At 45.6% G+C, this 15,743-nt stretch carries 12 protein-coding genes; all 12 read left to right on the top strand.

Annotated features, from left to right (window positions below):
* The first annotated feature begins 304 nt into the window (after positions 1 to 304).
* The gene (gene secE, locus L2717_RS17480; RefSeq protein WP_220772929.1) at positions 305 to 676 is read left to right on the top strand and encodes a preprotein translocase subunit SecE; all 372 of its coding nucleotides are present in this window, start codon (positions 305 to 307) and stop codon (positions 674 to 676) included.
* A 9-nt stretch (positions 677 to 685) separates the two neighbouring features.
* Entirely contained in the window at positions 686 to 1,240 is a 555-nt protein-coding gene (gene nusG, locus L2717_RS17475) for a transcription termination/antitermination protein NusG (protein ID WP_076502234.1), read from the top strand.
* Positions 1,241 to 1,366: 126 nt separating this feature from the next.
* The gene (gene rplK, locus L2717_RS17470) at positions 1,367 to 1,795 is read left to right on the top strand and encodes a 50S ribosomal protein L11 (RefSeq protein WP_076502231.1); all 429 of its coding nucleotides are present in this window, start codon (positions 1,367 to 1,369) and stop codon (positions 1,793 to 1,795) included.
* Positions 1,796 to 1,799: 4 nt separating this feature from the next.
* Entirely contained in the window at positions 1,800 to 2,501 is a 702-nt protein-coding gene (rplA, locus tag L2717_RS17465) for a 50S ribosomal protein L1 (RefSeq protein WP_220772928.1), read from the top strand.
* 268 nt (positions 2,502 to 2,769) lie between these two features.
* Complete coding sequence (rplJ, locus tag L2717_RS17460; protein ID WP_076502227.1) at positions 2,770 to 3,270, top strand: 50S ribosomal protein L10; 501 nt, start codon at positions 2,770 to 2,772, stop codon at positions 3,268 to 3,270.
* A gap of 54 nt (positions 3,271 to 3,324) precedes the next feature.
* The gene (gene rplL / locus L2717_RS17455) at positions 3,325 to 3,690 is read left to right on the top strand and encodes a 50S ribosomal protein L7/L12 (RefSeq protein WP_220772927.1); all 366 of its coding nucleotides are present in this window, start codon (positions 3,325 to 3,327) and stop codon (positions 3,688 to 3,690) included.
* Positions 3,691 to 3,932: 242 nt separating this feature from the next.
* Positions 3,933 to 7,964 carry a DNA-directed RNA polymerase subunit beta gene (rpoB, locus tag L2717_RS17450; protein ID WP_220772926.1) on the top strand — a complete coding sequence of 1,344 codons (4,032 nt, stop codon included), beginning with the start codon at positions 3,933 to 3,935 and terminating at the stop codon, positions 7,962 to 7,964.
* 83 nt (positions 7,965 to 8,047) lie between these two features.
* On the top strand, positions 8,048 to 12,265 hold the full coding sequence (rpoC, locus tag L2717_RS17445) for a DNA-directed RNA polymerase subunit beta' (RefSeq protein ID WP_220772925.1): 4,218 nt from the start codon (positions 8,048 to 8,050) through the stop codon (positions 12,263 to 12,265).
* A gap of 179 nt (positions 12,266 to 12,444) precedes the next feature.
* The gene (gene rpsL / locus L2717_RS17440) at positions 12,445 to 12,819 is read left to right on the top strand and encodes a 30S ribosomal protein S12 (RefSeq protein ID WP_006083605.1); all 375 of its coding nucleotides are present in this window, start codon (positions 12,445 to 12,447) and stop codon (positions 12,817 to 12,819) included.
* An 81-nt stretch (positions 12,820 to 12,900) separates the two neighbouring features.
* Positions 12,901 to 13,371, top strand: a complete 471-nt coding sequence (gene rpsG, locus L2717_RS17435) for a 30S ribosomal protein S7 (RefSeq protein WP_076502219.1) — start codon at positions 12,901 to 12,903, stop codon at positions 13,369 to 13,371.
* A gap of 78 nt (positions 13,372 to 13,449) precedes the next feature.
* A complete protein-coding gene (gene fusA, locus L2717_RS17430) occupies positions 13,450 to 15,546 on the top strand; it encodes an elongation factor G (RefSeq protein ID WP_220772924.1) in 2,097 nt (698 codons plus the stop codon).
* Between the two features lie 70 nt (positions 15,547 to 15,616).
* The coding region (locus L2717_RS17425; RefSeq protein WP_248938118.1) for a GTP-binding protein at positions 15,617 to 15,743 on the top strand (127 nt) is incomplete at its 3' end.

The raw sequence follows: 15,743 nt of genomic DNA, 5'->3' as shown, positions 1-15,743 counted from the left end.
CAGTAGGTGCTGGTGTAGTAGCGAAAATTTTTGCTTAATAGCAAAGATTAGCAACACACAAAAAAGGAAGCTAAGGCTTCCTTTTTTATTTAGGTGGATTATTTCATAGGTTTTGTGGTTTGCGCTGGATAGGCATCCTTGCTTACGAAGTCGAATAAGAATACAATCTATGGCCGATTTTTGACCCTGAGTTTATGCTATTTTGCGTTTCTAGGGGTGTTCGGAAATGCAGAGTATGATGCGGGAATAGTGCCCTAAATTTATATGCTCTAAGCTCAGGCCGTATTGAGTAACGGAAAAACCGATGACAACAAATACTGAAAACCAGAACAATTCTCTGGATATCGTGAAGTGGGGTTTAGTGATTATATTGCTAGCCGCTGCTGTTATTGGCAATCAAATGTTTAGCGAAGCCAGTGCCGTAATACGTGCGCTTAGTGTTATCGTTGCATTCGCTATTGCTGGTTTTATTGCGCTTCAGACCGTAAAGGGTAAAAAAGCATTAGCTTTTGCTCGTGAATCGCATATCGAAGTGCGTAAGGTTGTTTGGCCTACGCGTCAAGAAGCGCTAAACACCACGTTTATTGTCCTTGCTGCAACAGGTATCTTAGCTCTTATCCTTTGGGGTATGGATGCTGTGTTAATGCGAATTGTCAATTTTATCACTGGCGTATAGGCACCTCGAATGACTGAAGAAGCTAAAGAAGCTAAAAAAAGATGGTATGTCGTGCAGGCATTCTCTGGCTATGAAGGCCGAGTTTGTAAATCACTGATTGAATACATTAAAATGCATGGCATGGAAGATTACTTCGGTGAAATATTAGTTCCGACCGAAGAAGTCATTGAAATGCGTGCAGGTCAGCGTCGCAAAAGCGAACGTAAGTTTTTCCCTGGCTATGTATTAGTCCAGATGGAAATGAACGATGACAGTTGGCATTTAGTCAAAAGCATCCCGCGTGTTTTAGGCTTTATTGGCGGAACGTCTGATCGTCCTGCGCCAATTTCAGATAAAGAAGCCGATGCTATTTTGCGTCGCTTACAAGAGACGACTGCGTCACCGACTCATAGAACGATTTTTGAGCCAGGTGAACTTGTACGTGTGTGTGATGGTCCATTTGCTGACTTTAACGGTACTGTTGAAGAAGTCGATTATGACAAGAGCCGCGTAAAAGTATCAGTAATGATCTTTGGTCGTTCTACGCCTGTTGAACTTGATTTTAGTCAAGTTGAAAAAGGCTGATTAAATAAACCACAAAATCCGTTTGGCAACGGCCGTGAAATTCTATATAATTCGCGCCGTTGTTTTCGGGGGAGCCTGTCAGCATGTCGCTGATGCGCGTTTGAACCCAAACTGAGGAAATGTCAGATGGCAAAGAAGATTGATGCTTATATTAAGCTACAAGTAAAATCCGGTTCTGCGAACCCATCACCACCAGTTGGTCCAGCTTTGGGTCAAAAAGGTGTGAACATCATGGAATTCTGTAAAGCGTTTAACGCCCGTACAGATAAAATGGAAAAAGGCATGCCTATTCCTGTCGTGATTACTGTATACAGTGACCGTTCATTCACTTTTGAAACTAAGACCTCTCCAGCGGCTTATTTGTTGAAGACTGCTGCGGGCCTGAAATCAGGTTCTCCACGTCCTAACACTCAGAAAGTGGGTACTATCGCTCGCGCTAAAGTTCAAGAAATTGCTGAACTTAAAGCTGCCGATATGACTGGTGCTGACATTGAAGCGATGACTCGTTCAATTGAAGGTACTGCGCGTTCAATGGGTTTGGTTGTAGAGGATTAATATAATGGCAAAACTAACTAAACGCATGCGCGTAATCCGCGAAAAAACTGACGTTACTAAAAACTACGACATTAACGAAGCTATTGCTTTGTTACAAGAATTAGCGACAGCTAAATTCGTTGAAAGTGTAGACGTAGCGGTTAACTTGGGTATTGACCCACGTAAATCTGACCAAAACGTACGTGGTGCAACAGTGTTGCCACACGGTACAGGTCGTGACGTTCGCGTTGCAGTATTTACACAAGGTGCAAATGCTGAAGCTGCTAAAGCTGCTGGTGCTGAGCTTGTTGGTATGGAAGATCTGGCTGAGAAAATCAAAGCCGGTGAAATGAACTTTGACGTGGTTATCGCATCTCCAGATGCAATGCGCGTTGTTGGTATGTTAGGTCAAATCTTAGGCCCACGTGGTTTAATGCCTAACCCTAAAACAGGTACAGTAACGCCAAACGTTGCTGAAGCTGTTAAGAATGCCAAAGCGGGTCAAGTTCGTTATCGTAACGACAAGAACGGTATTATCCACACTACTATCGGTAAAGTGGATTTCACACCAGTTCAGTTGAAAGAAAACTTAGAAGCGTTAGTGTCAGCACTGAAAAAGGCTAAGCCTGCAGTTGCTAAAGGCATCTACGTGAAAAAAGTAAGCATCTCTACCACTATGGGTGCAGGTGTTTCGGTTGATCAGGCGACGCTTGAAACAATCAACTAATTTTACAAAGTGCTCGCGTTAGTCTATAATGCGCGCACTTTGTGGGTTGAAGCCAGTTTTACTCTCTGTTTCGGCAGTGTTTAATTCGGGTTTCCGTCCAAGACCGCAGGTGTTTTTTGTAAAATTAACTTAATTTCCTGCGTAGACGGTGTCAGGCCCCAGCTAAAATTTTTTACTGGATCATCTGCACCGTAAGTCACTAAATACATAAGTATTTAGTATGGTAAATACTAGGGAATACCCTAGGTAGAATCCAGGAGTAAAGCCAATGGCATTAAGACTCGAAGACAAAAAAGCGATTGTTGCTGAAGTCAACGAAGCTGCCAAAGGTGCGCTATCTGCAGTGGCCGCTGATTCTCGCGGTGTGACTGTAGGTGCTATGACCGGTCTGCGTAAAAAAGCGCGCGAAGCTGGTGTTTATGTACGTGTAGTACGTAATACATTGGTTCGTCGTGCTGTTGAAGGTACTGCTTTTGAGTGCCTAGCAGAGACGTTCACTGGCCCAACTTTGATTGCTTTTTCTTTAGAGCACCCAGGTGCTGCAGCACGTCTGTTAAAAGACTTTGCTAAAGAACAAGCTAACTTCGAAGTTAAAGGCGCAGCCTTTGAAGGGAATTTCATCCCTGCAGCTGAAATTGATCGTTTGGCGAAACTGCCAACATACGACGAAGCACTAGCTCAGTTAATGATGACTATGAAAGAAGCATCTGCTGGCAAGTTCGTTCGTACACTGGCCGCCCTGCGCGATCAAAAACAAGAAGCCGCTTAATTTTAAGCTGGCAACTTATTAAAATTGAATTCAGAACAATAGGAAACATTTGTTATGTCTATCACTAAAGACCAAATCTTAGAAGCCTTTGCAGCTATGTCTGTAATGGAAGTTGTTGAACTAATCGAAGCAATGGAAGAGAAGTTCGGTGTTTCTGCCGCTGCTGCTGTTGTTTCTGGCGGCGCTGAAGCAGCTGCTGTTGAAGAACAAACAGAATTCAACGTAATTCTGACTGCTCATGGCGAAAACAAAGTTGCAGTTATTAAGGCTATCCGTAGCGCAACTGGTTTAGGCCTGAAAGAAGCTAAAGCTATGTCTGAAGCTTCTCCAGTAGCAGTAAAAGAAGGCGTTTCTAAAGAAGAAGCTGAAGCGCTGAAGAAAGAACTTACTGAAGCTGGTGCTTCTGTAGAAATTAAGTAAGCTACTATTTAGCTTACTCACCCAAGCCACTTGGGTGAAGGCTGGCGGTTTTTTAACCGTCGGCCTTTTTTGCGCTATATGCGTTGGCGATTTTTTTTCACCGTTTGTCGCCATATATTGCAGTCCCTAGCAGAGATTACTGGTTAGGTTCTTGCCATCAACGGTGATGGGCAAACGTGCTGAATTCAATAACTTAAGTTATTTATTCAGTCTTGGTCACATCTCGTAAGCAGAGGGAACCCATGGTTTACTCCTATTCTGAAAAGAAGCGTATTCGCAAAGACTTTGGTAAGCGTCCAAAAGTTTTGGATATCCCTTATTTATTGTCTATTCAGCTAGACTCTTTTAAGAAGTTCACCGATCAAGATCCTACCGGTGAGCGCGGTTTAGAAGCCGCCTTCCGTAGCGTTTTTCCCATCAAGAGCTTTTCTGGTAATTCAGAACTGCAATACGTCAGCTATAAGCTTGGCGAACCTGTTTTTGATGTGAAAGAGTGTCAGATCCGCGGTGTTACGTACTCAGCACCACTACGCGTTAAATTACGCATGGTGTTGTATGACCGTGAAGCAGCGGCGGGCACAGTAAAAGATATTAAAGAACAAGAAGTCTACATGGGTGATATCCCATTGATGACGGATAACGGTACTTTTGTCATCAACGGTACTGAGCGTGTAATCGTATCTCAATTACACCGCAGCCCAGGCGTGTTCTTTGATCATGACCGTGGTAAAACCCACTCATCAGGTAAGGTGCTGTATAACGCACGTATTATTCCTTACCGTGGTTCATGGCTTGACTTTGAATTCGATCCTAAAGATGCACTATTTGTACGTATTGACCGTCGCCGCAAACTGCCTGCGACCATCATGTTACGTGCATTAGAATATTCTACTCAAGAGATCCTCGATCTATTCTTTGAACGCGTTGAGTTCAAGATTAAGAAAGAAACTCTGGTTATGGCTTTGGTTCCTGATCGTCTGCGTGGCGAAACTGCCAGCTATGATATTAAGGATGCTGAAGGTTCTATTCTGGTTGAAGCGGGTCGTCGTATTACTGCGCGCCACATTCGTCAGTTAGAAAAAACCAATACCACTGAACTCGAAGTGCCAGTTGAATATATCGTGGGCAAATATGCTGCTCAAGATTATATCGATCCAGATACGGGTGAAGTCTTAGTCTCTGCCAACAGTGAAATCAGCCTAGAAGATTTGGCTAAATTATCATTGGCCGGTATTAAAGATATCAGCACGTTATATATTAACGAGCTAGATCATGGTGCTTATATTTCAGATACGCTGCGTATCGATTCAACTACTAACCGCTTAGAAGCGTTGGTTGAAATTTATCGCATGATGCGTCCTGGCGAGCCACCAACTAAAGATGCTGCCGAAGGCCTATTCCAGAACTTGTTCTTCAGTGAAGAGCGTTATGACTTATCTAAAGTAGGTCGTATGAAGTTCAACCGTCGTCTCAGCATTGCTGATGATGAAGGTAGCGGCGTATTGTCTAAAGAAGACATCGTTGCGGTAATGAAGAACATTATTCATATCCGTAACGGTTTTGACGAAGTCGATGATATCGATCACTTGGGTAACCGTCGTATTCGTAGCGTCGGCGAAATGGCTGAAAACCAATTCCGTGTTGGTTTAGTCCGTGTTGAGCGCGCCGTGCGTGAACGTCTATCTTTAGGCGATCTAAACGAGCTGATGCCACAAGACTTAATTAACGCTAAGCCAATTTCTGCTGCAGTGAAAGAGTTCTTCGGTTCTTCTCAGCTGTCACAATTTATGGACCAAAACAACCCGCTATCAGAAGTAACGCATAAGCGTCGTATTTCTGCTCTTGGCCCAGGTGGTTTAACCCGTGAACGTGCAGGTTTTGAAGTACGAGACGTACACGCAACTCACTATGGTCGTTTATGCCCAATTGAGACCCCAGAAGGTCCAAACATTGGTCTAATCAACTCATTAGCCAGTTTTGCCCGTACTAACTCTTACGGCTTCTTAGAAACGCCATACCGCAAGGTTATCGACAGCGTGATTACTGACGAAGTGGAATACTTGTCAGCAATTGAAGAAGGTCGTTATGTGATTGCACAGGCGAACATCGAAGTTGATGCTAACGGCCGTATGGTTGAAGAGCAGATTGCATGTCGTCATAAGGGTGAATCAACCTTTATGCGTGCGGCTGACATCCAGTATATGGACGTTTCGCCACAGCAGATTATTTCTGTTGCAGCTTCACTGATCCCGTTCTTAGAACACGACGATGCTAACCGTGCATTGATGGGTGCGAACATGCAACGTCAAGCCGTGCCAACACTGCGCTCTGAAAAGCCGCTAGTAGGTACTGGTATTGAACGTACTCTTGCTGTTGACTCTGGTGTTGTGGTTGTTGCTAAGCGTGGTGGTTTTGTTGACTACGTCGATGCAAGCCGTATCGTTGTTAAAGTAAATGAAGATGAGCTGCGCGCAGGCGAAGCTGGTATCGACATTTATAACCTGACTAAATACACCCGTTCTAACCAAAACACTTGTATTAACCAACGCCCTTGTTGTGCTGTTGGCGAGCCAGTGGTTCGTGGTGACGTGTTAGCAGACGGTCCGTCTACTGACTTAGGTGACTTAGCCCTTGGCCAGAACATGCGTATCGCGTTCATGCCTTGGAACGGTTACAACTTCGAAGACTCGATCTTAATTTCTGAGCGCGTAGCGCAAGAAGACCGTTTCACCACTATCCACATTCAGGAGCTGTCTTGTATTGCTCGTGATACTAAATTGGGTAGCGAAGAAATCACTGCTGATATTCCAAACGTAGGTGAGTCTGCTCTGTCGAAACTCGACGAGTCAGGTATCGTTTACATTGGTGCAGAAGTGAAGGGTGGTGACATTCTGGTAGGTAAAGTGACGCCAAAAGGCGAAACACAGCTGACTCCAGAAGAGAAATTACTCCGTGCTATCTTCGGTGAAAAAGCGTCTGACGTTAAAGACAGCTCATTGCGTGTACCTAACTCTGTTAAGGGCACTATCATCGACGTACAGGTATTTACCCGTGACGGCGTTGAGAAAGACAAGCGTGCAGTTGAAATTGAAGAGATGCACATTGCCCAAGCGCGTAAAGACTTAGGCGAAGAGTTCAAGATCCTTGAAGAAGGCGTATTGAGCCGTGCACGTAACTTGTTAACCGGTGCTGGTTTTACCGATGCGCAAATTGCGGCATTGCCACGTAAAGACGTTTTGATTCAAGTCATTGACGATGAAACTAAACAAACTGAACTTGAGCAATTAGCTGAGCAACATGATGAACTGAAAGCTGACTTCGATAAGAAGTTTGAAATCAAACGCCGTAAGATCACCCAAGGTGATGATTTGGCACCAGGCGTACTCAAGATTGTTAAGGTTTACTTAGCGGTTAAGCGTACTATCCAACCTGGTGACAAGATGGCGGGTCGTCACGGTAACAAGGGTGTTATCTCTAAGATTTGCCCAATCGAAGACATGCCATATGACGAACAAGGTAACCCAGTAGACATCGTATTGAACCCGTTAGGTGTTCCATCACGTATGAACATTGGTCAGGTACTTGAAGTTCATATGGGCGCCGCTGCCAAAGGCATTGGTAACAAGATCACTGCGATGCTTGAAGAACAGCGTGAGCTGGCTGAAGTTCGTGGCTACATCAAACAAGTTTATGAATTAGGTGACGAAGTGCAACAGCGCGTCGATATCGATTCATTCACTGATGATGAAGTATTACGTCTTGCGACTAACCTGAAAGGCGGTATCCCGATTGCAACTCCTGCATTCGATGGTGCTAAAGAGAAAGAGATCAAGCAGATGCTTGAACTTGCAGGTTTGCCAACCTCTGGTCAGCTGAAGTTGTTTGATGGTCGTACCGGTAACGAATTTGAGCGTCAAGTAACCGTGGGTTACATGTACATGCTCAAACTGAACCACTTAGTTGATGATAAGATGCACGCCCGTTCTACCGGTTCGTACAGCTTAGTGACTCAACAACCATTGGGCGGTAAAGCTCAATTCGGTGGTCAGCGTTTCGGTGAGATGGAAGTATGGGCACTAGAAGCATACGGTGCTGCTTATACGCTTCAAGAAATGCTCACTGTTAAATCGGATGACGTTAATGGCCGTACTCAGATGTATAAGAACATCGTCGACGGTAATTATCAGATGCAACCTGGCATGCCAGAGTCCTTCAACGTGTTACTGAAGGAGATCCGTTCGCTCGGTATTAATATCGAGTTGGATCAGGCATAAGCGCAGGCCTTTAGCCGCGTTTAGCAACAGCATGGTGCTCCGTGTATACGGAGCACCCGGTTTAACTCCTTCAGGAGAGAAACGTGAAAGACTTATTAAAGTTTCTGAAACAGCAAAGCAAGACTGAAGAATTTAACGGCATCAAAATTGGTCTGGCATCGCCTGATCTGATCCGTTCTTGGTCTTTTGGTGAAGTTAAGAAGCCAGAAACCATTAACTACCGTACCTTCAAGCCTGAGCGTGAAGGTCTGTTCTGTGCGCGTATCTTTGGCCCAGTCAAAGATTACGAATGTTTGTGCGGTAAGTACAAACGTTTGAAGCACCGTGGTGTTATTTGTGAAAAGTGTGGCGTTGAAGTAACCCAAACTAAAGTACGTCGTGAGCGTATGGGTCATATCGAATTGGCTAGTCCAGTTGCGCACATTTGGTTCTTAAAATCGCTGCCGTCACGTATTGGTTTAATGCTCGATATGACGTTGCGTGATATTGAACGCGTACTGTATTTTGAATCATTTGTCGTGATCGAGCCTGGCATGACCAGCCTTGAGCGTGGCCAAATGCTGACAGAAGAAACGTATCTGGATGCATTAGAAGAATACGGTGATGAGTTCGAAGCTAAAATGGGTGCCGAAGCAGTTCTTGAACTGTTACGTGCTATCGATTTAGCGAAAGAAATCGAACAAATGCGTGAAGAATTACCTTCAATCAACTCTGAGACTCGTCGCAAGAAAGTGACTAAGCGTCTTAAGTTAATGGAAGCATTCTACACCTCAGGCAACAAGCCTGAGTGGATGATCTTAAAAGTACTGCCTGTGTTACCACCAGACTTACGTCCGTTGGTACCGCTTGATGGCGGCCGCTTCGCGACTTCAGATCTTAACGACCTGTATCGCCGCGTGATCAACCGTAACAACCGTTTGAAGCGTCTGTTAGATTTAGCTGCGCCAGACATTATCGTACGCAACGAAAAGCGTATGTTACAAGAGTCTGTTGATGCGCTATTAGATAACGGTCGTCGTGGTCGTGCTATTACCGGTTCTAACAAACGTCCTCTGAAATCTTTGGCCGATATGATCAAAGGTAAACAAGGTCGTTTCCGTCAGAACTTATTGGGTAAGCGCGTCGACTATTCTGGTCGTTCGGTCATTACCGTAGGTCCTACTCTGCGTCTGCACCAATGTGGTCTTCCTAAGAAGATGGCACTGGAACTGTTCAAGCCATTCATCTATGGCAAGCTAGAAGGTCGTGGCTTAGCTACTACCATCAAAGCGGCTAAGAAGATGGTTGAACGTGAAGTGGCGGAAGTATGGGACGTTCTGGATGAAGTGATCCGCGAACATCCAGTGATGCTCAACCGTGCACCAACACTGCACAGACTGGGTATCCAAGCGTTTGAACCTGTACTGATTGAAGGTAAAGCAATCCAGTTACACCCACTCGTTTGTGCGGCATACAACGCCGACTTCGACGGTGACCAAATGGCGGTACACGTACCGTTAACACTGGAAGCGCAGCTTGAAGCCCGTGCCCTGATGATGTCTACCAACAACATCCTGTCACCAGCCAACGGCGAGCCTGTTATCACACCGTCTCAAGACGTGGTATTGGGTCTGTACTACACCAGCCGTGAGCGTATTAACGGCCGTGGTGAAGGTATGGCATTTATGTCTGTTGCTGAAGTTGAAAAAGCTTACGCAACTGGCGCTGCTGAACTGCATGCCCGCGTTAAAGTGCGTATCACTGAAACTATCATTGCTGATAATGGTGATCGTTCTGAAGCTCGTCGTATCGTAGATACGACTGTGGGTCGTGCTCTGCTGTCACTTATTTTGCCAGCAGGTTTGTCATTTGATCTGGTTAACCAGAACATGGGCAAAAAGCAGATCTCTAAACTGTTGAACACTTGTTATCGTCAACTAGGTCTGAAAGATACTGTTATCTTCGCTGACCAATTGATGTATACCGGTTTCCGTTTTGCAACCATCTCTGGTGCCTCTGTTGGTATCGATGACATGGTTATTCCAGACGAGAAATACACCTTAGTTGCGGATGCAGAAGCGGAAGTTCTTGAAATTCAAGAGCAGTTCCAATCTGGTCTAGTAACCGCTGGTGAGCGTTACAACAAAGTTATCGATATCTGGGCAAGCGCCAACGAAAAAGTTTCTAAAGCTATGATGGAAAACCTGTCAACTGAGACAGTAATTAACCGTGATGGTGTTGAAGAGAAACAAGCCTCGTTTAACAGCATCTATATGATGGCTGACTCAGGTGCTCGTGGTAGTGCCGCACAGATCCGTCAGTTGGCGGGTATGCGTGGTCTGATGGCTAAGCCAGATGGCTCAATCATCGAAACGCCAATTACCGCTAACTTCCGTGAAGGTCTAAACGTACTCCAGTACTTTATTTCTACTCACGGTGCGCGTAAAGGTCTAGCCGATACGGCATTGAAGACAGCGAACTCGGGTTACCTGACTCGTCGTCTTGTAGACGTTGCACAAGATTTAGTGGTTATCGAAGACGATTGTGGTACTCACGAAGGTCTAACCATGAAGCCGCTGATTGAAGGTGGTGATGTGGTTGAGCCGTTACGTGAACGCGTACTGGGTCGTGTGGTTGCAATTGATGTGTTCTATCCAGGCACTGAAGATGTACTCGCTCCACGTAACACGCTACTCGACGAAGCATGGTGTGACAAGTTAGAAGAGCATTCAATCGACGAAGTGATTGTACGTTCTGTTATCTCTTGTGATACCGATTTCGGCGTATGTGCAGCTTGTTACGGTCGTGACTTGGCTCGTGGTCATATTATTAACCACGGTGAAGCAATCGGTGTTGTGGCAGCACAATCAATCGGTGAACCAGGTACACAGTTAACGATGCGTACATTCCACATCGGTGGTGCGGCGTCTCGAGCTTCTGCAGAAAACAATGTCCAAGTGAAAAACTCAGGTTCATTGAAACTGCACAATGCTAAGCATGTTACTAACAGTGACGGCAAACTTGTTATCGTTTCTCGTTCTTCTGAGCTCGCCATCATCGATGAGCTGGGCCGTGAGAAAGAGCGTTATAAAGTGCCATACGGTACTGTGCTTGAGAAGTTAGAAGAAGCGGCTGTTGAAGCTGGCGATGTTATCGCTAACTGGGATCCACATACTCACCCAATCATTTCTGAAGTGGCGGGTAGTATCAAGTTCGAACACATGATTGATGGTGTCACTATGACACGTCAAACAGACGAACTGACGGGTCTGTCATCCATCGTGATCCTTGACGTTGGTCAGCGTGGTACTGCGGGTAAAGAAATGCGCCCAATGATCCGCCTGCTTGGCGCTAATGGTAACGATTTGATGATCCCAGGTACTGAAGTGCCAGCACAGTACTTCTTACCTGGTAGTGCGATCGTTAACTTGGAAGATAACGCCCAAATCAACGTGGGTGACGCTTTAGCTCGTATTCCTCAGGAATCGTCTAAAACACGCGACATCACCGGTGGTCTACCACGCGTTGCTGACTTGTTTGAAGCACGTAAGCCAAAAGAGCCTGCTATTCTGGCGGAAATCTCAGGTACCATCTCGTTTGGTAAAGAGACCAAAGGTAAGCGGCGCTTGGTGATTACACCTGCTGATGGCGGCGATCATTATGAAGAGATGATCCCTAAGTGGCGTAACTTAAACGTGTTCGAAGGTGAAAAAGTCGAACGTGGTGAAGTTATTGCTGACGGTCCAGAAGCGGCACACGACATTCTGCGTCTTCGTGGTATACATAATGTAGCAAACTACATTGTGAACGAAGTGCAGGACGTCTACCGTTTGCAAGGCGTGAAGATCAACGATAAGCATATCGAAGTGATCATCCGTCAAATGCTGCGTAAGTGTCTGATCACTTCTGCCGGTGATGCTGATTTCCTCGAAGGGGAACAAGCTGAAGTGTCACGTGTGAAGATCGCTAACCGCGAACTGATCGCTCAAGGTAAAGTGCCTGCAACGTTTGAGCGTGAACTACTGGGTATTACTAAAGCATCTCTAGCAACAGAGTCCTTTATCTCAGCAGCATCGTTCCAAGAAACAACGCGCGTACTGACCGAAGCCGCCGTAGGTGGTAAGAGCGATCAATTACGTGGTCTGAAAGAAAACGTTATAGTTGGCCGACTGATCCCAGCCGGTACTGGTTACGCTTATCACAAGACTCGTAATGAAGCGCGAGCGAAGAAAAACGAACCTGTAGTAGTGAATAAGATCACTGCAAGTGAAGCCGAACAGAACTTGGCCGATCTCTTAAACCTGGCTGGTAGCCAAGATTAAGTAACTAGTTTGTTATAAAAAGGCGCCTTAGGCGCCTTTTTTCTTGGAATATGCCGCAAAAGTTGGCTATTTCTTGACAGTTAGGCATTACCTTTCTAAAATTCCGCGTCCCACCATTGTGGGATATAGATTTTTCACACCTTATCGTTGAGTTTGATTCAACTGACTCGGAGCTATACATGGCAACTGTAAACCAGTTGGTACGTAAGCCACGCGCGCCAAAAGTCGACAAGACTAACGTGCCTGCGTTGAATGCGTGCCCGCAAAAACGTGGTGTTTGTACACGTGTGTACACAACTACCCCTAAAAAACCTAACTCTGCATTACGTAAAGTAGCTCGTGTGCGTCTAACTAACGGTTTCGAAGTCACTTCGTACATCGGCGGTGAAGGCCACAACCTGCAGGAACATAGCGTGATCCTAATCCGTGGTGGTCGTGTTAAAGACTTACCAGGTGTGCGTTATCACACTATTCGTGGCGCATTAGACTGTGCAGGCGTGACTTCACGTCGCCAAAGCCGTTCTAAGTACGGTGCTAAGCGTCCTAAGTCTTAACTTATCCGTTAAGTAAGGCCAAGCTAGTTTTATTTTGAGAATTCCAGTTTTGGAAGTCCCTGAAGCATACGGAGAATTGTTATGCCAAGACGTCGCGTTGTAGGACAACGTAAAATCCTACCAGATCCAAAGTTTCACAGTGAGTTGTTGGCTAAGTTCATCAACGTCATTATGCAGGACGGCAAAAAGTCGACTGCAGAAAAAATTATCTACAAGGCATTAGATGTTGTCGCTGAAAAGAAAAGCGAAGCACATTTGACAATCCTTGAAGCAGCCCTGGACAACGTTCGCCCATCAGTCGAAGTTAAATCTCGTCGCGTTGGTGGTTCTACGTACCAGGTACCATGTGAAGTTCGTCCTGTGCGTCGTAACGCACTGGCGATGCGCTGGTTAGTTGAAGCTGCTCGTAAGCGTGGCGAAAAATCTATGGCTCTACGTCTGGCAGGTGAAATGCTGGATGCGTCTGAAAACAAAGGTACTGCTGTTAAGAAGCGTGAAGACGTGCATCGCATGGCTGAAGCTAACAAAGCCTTTGCTCATTACCGTTGGTAATATGATGGTGTGGGCTTAGGCCCACACCATAGTTGTTGATATTGCCAAGACTCAGGTCTTGGTGGAGAGGGTATAATCGTGGCTCGTACAACCCCAATTGAGCGCTATCGTAATATCGGTATTTGTGCTCATGTTGACGCAGGTAAAACTACCACAACAGAACGAGTTCTGTTCTATACCGGTTTGTCTCATAAAATCGGTGAGGTGCATGACGGCGCTGCTACCACAGACTGGATGGTTCAAGAGCAAGAGCGTGGTATTACTATCACCTCAGCTGCTGTAACGACATTCTGGCGTGGTATGAACGCTCAATTCACCGAACACCGCATCAATATCATCGATACCCCTGGTCACGTTGACTTTACTATTGAAGTTGAACGGTCTCTGCGTGTTCTTGATGGTGCCGTTGTGGTTTTCTGTGGTTCTTCTGGTGTTGAACCTCAGTCCGAAACCGTTTGGCGTCAAGCTGATAAATATCGCGTTCCACGCTTAGTATTTGTCAACAAAATGGACCGTGCAGGTGCAGACTTTGAACGTGTAGTGAAGCAAATTGGGACTCGCCTCGGAGCAACTTGCGTACCTATTCAATTGAATATTGGTGCAGAAGAGCACTTCAAGGGTGTGATTGACTTAATTAAGATGAAAGCGATTAACTGGAACGAAGCGGACCAGGGAATGACTTTTACTTATGAGGAGATCCCGGCAGAGTTAGCGGCTAAAGCGGCTGAAATGCATGAGTATCTGGTTGAAGTAGCAGCCGAATCTTCGGATGAGCTGATGGATAAGTACCTTGAAGAAGGTACGCTATCAGAAGACGAGATTAAAAAGGCACTACGTCGGCGTACTATAAATAATGAAATCGTTTTAGCGACTTGTGGTTCTGCATTTAAGAACAAGGGCGTTCAAGCGGTACTTGATGCGGTGATTGATTTCTTGCCAGCGCCAGTCGATGTGCCTCCAATTAAGGGTATCGATGAAAACGAGCAAGAAGTAGAACGCCCATCAGATGACAATGCGCCTTTTGCTGCATTGGCATTTAAGATTGCTACTGACCCATTCGTAGGAACGTTAACCTTTATTCGCGTGTACTCAGGCGTACTCGAATCAGGTTCAGGCGTTTACAATTCTGTGAAACAGAAGCGTGAACGTGTAGGTCGCATGGTGCAAATGCACGCAAACGATCGAACTGAACTGAAAGAAGTCCGTGCTGGTGATATTGCCGCGGCTATTGGTTTAAAAGAAGTGACTACGGGTGATACACTTTGTGATAACGATCATAGAGTGATCTTGGAACGCATGGAGTTCCCAGAGCCAGTAATTACCATTGCCGTTGAGCCTAAGTCAAAAGCCGACCAAGATAAAATGGGTATCGCGTTGCAAAAGCTTGCAGCCGAAGACCCATCATTCCGAGTTGAAACTGACGAAGAATCATCACAGATTCTGATTTCGGGTATGGGTGAGTTACACTTAGACATTATCGTTGACCGTATGCGTCGCGAATTTGGTGTCGAATGTAACGTTGGTAAGCCTCAAGTGGCTTACCGCGAAACTATCCGAGCTACAGTAGAAGCTGAAGGTAAATTTATACGCCAATCAGGTGGTCGTGGACAATTCGGCCATGTTTGGTTAAAACTAGAGCCTAATGAAGAAGGCGCTGGTTACGAATTTGTCAATGCTGTTGTGGGAGGAGTGATTCCTCGTGAATACATTCCCGCGGTTGATAAAGGTATCCAAGAACAGATGAAGAATGGCGTTCTCGCCGGCTTCCCTGTGTTGGACGTGAAGGTCACTTTGTTCGACGGTTCGTATCATGATGTGGACTCGAATGAAATGGCGTTCAAAATTGCAGGTTCTATGGGCTTCAAAAAGGGCGCGCTTGAAGCGAATCCTGCGTTACTCGAACCCTGCATGAAAGTAGAAGTAACTACTCCTGAAAATTACATGGGTGATGTCGTCGGTGATTTAAACCGTCGTCGTGGCCTAATCGAAGGGATGGATGATGGCTTTGGTGGCATCAAGATAGTCCATGCAGTAGTTCCTCTCGCTGAAATGTTTGGTTATGCAACTGATTTGCGATCTGCGACTCAGGGACGCGCTTCATACTCTATGGAGTTTTTGAAGTACTCTGATGCACCGCAAAACATTGCGAAAGCGATTATTGAATCTCGTAGCTAATTCAGTTACGACATAAATGTTATTATGGTCCAGCACTGACTGGACTATTCTGAAAAGAAAGGAATATATCGTGGCAAAAGCTAAATTTGAACGTATTAAGCCTCACGTAAACGTGGGCACCATTGGTCACGTTGACCATGGTAAAACCACTCTAACTGCAGCTATTTCAGCAGTACTGGCTAAGACTTATGGTGGCG

Source organism: Shewanella glacialipiscicola (genome assembly GCF_023283485.1).
GTDB classification, from domain to species: Bacteria; Pseudomonadota; Gammaproteobacteria; order Enterobacterales; family Shewanellaceae; genus Shewanella; species Shewanella glacialipiscicola.
Note: the sequence above shows the minus strand (reverse complement) of the source record. Positions and strands in the feature narration are given on the sequence as shown.

Bases quoted from the DNA above. Each gene is read 5' to 3' on its own strand.
- rplJ (WP_076502227.1), top strand. From the start codon at position 2,770: ATGGCATTAAGACTCGAAGACAAAAAAGCGATTGTTGCTGAAGTCAAC.
- rpsL (WP_006083605.1), top strand. From the start codon at position 12,445: ATGGCAACTGTAAACCAGTTGGTACGTAAGCCACGCGCGCCAAAAGTC.
- secE (WP_220772929.1), top strand. From the start codon at position 305: ATGACAACAAATACTGAAAACCAGAACAATTCTCTGGATATCGTGAAG.
- rplK (WP_076502231.1), top strand. From the start codon at position 1,367: ATGGCAAAGAAGATTGATGCTTATATTAAGCTACAAGTAAAATCCGGT.
- rplL (WP_220772927.1), top strand. From the start codon at position 3,325: ATGTCTATCACTAAAGACCAAATCTTAGAAGCCTTTGCAGCTATGTCT.
- rpoB (WP_220772926.1), top strand. From the start codon at position 3,933: ATGGTTTACTCCTATTCTGAAAAGAAGCGTATTCGCAAAGACTTTGGT.
- nusG (WP_076502234.1), top strand. From the start codon at position 686: ATGACTGAAGAAGCTAAAGAAGCTAAAAAAAGATGGTATGTCGTGCAG.
- rplA (WP_220772928.1), top strand. From the start codon at position 1,800: ATGGCAAAACTAACTAAACGCATGCGCGTAATCCGCGAAAAAACTGAC.
- rpsG (WP_076502219.1), top strand. From the start codon at position 12,901: ATGCCAAGACGTCGCGTTGTAGGACAACGTAAAATCCTACCAGATCCA.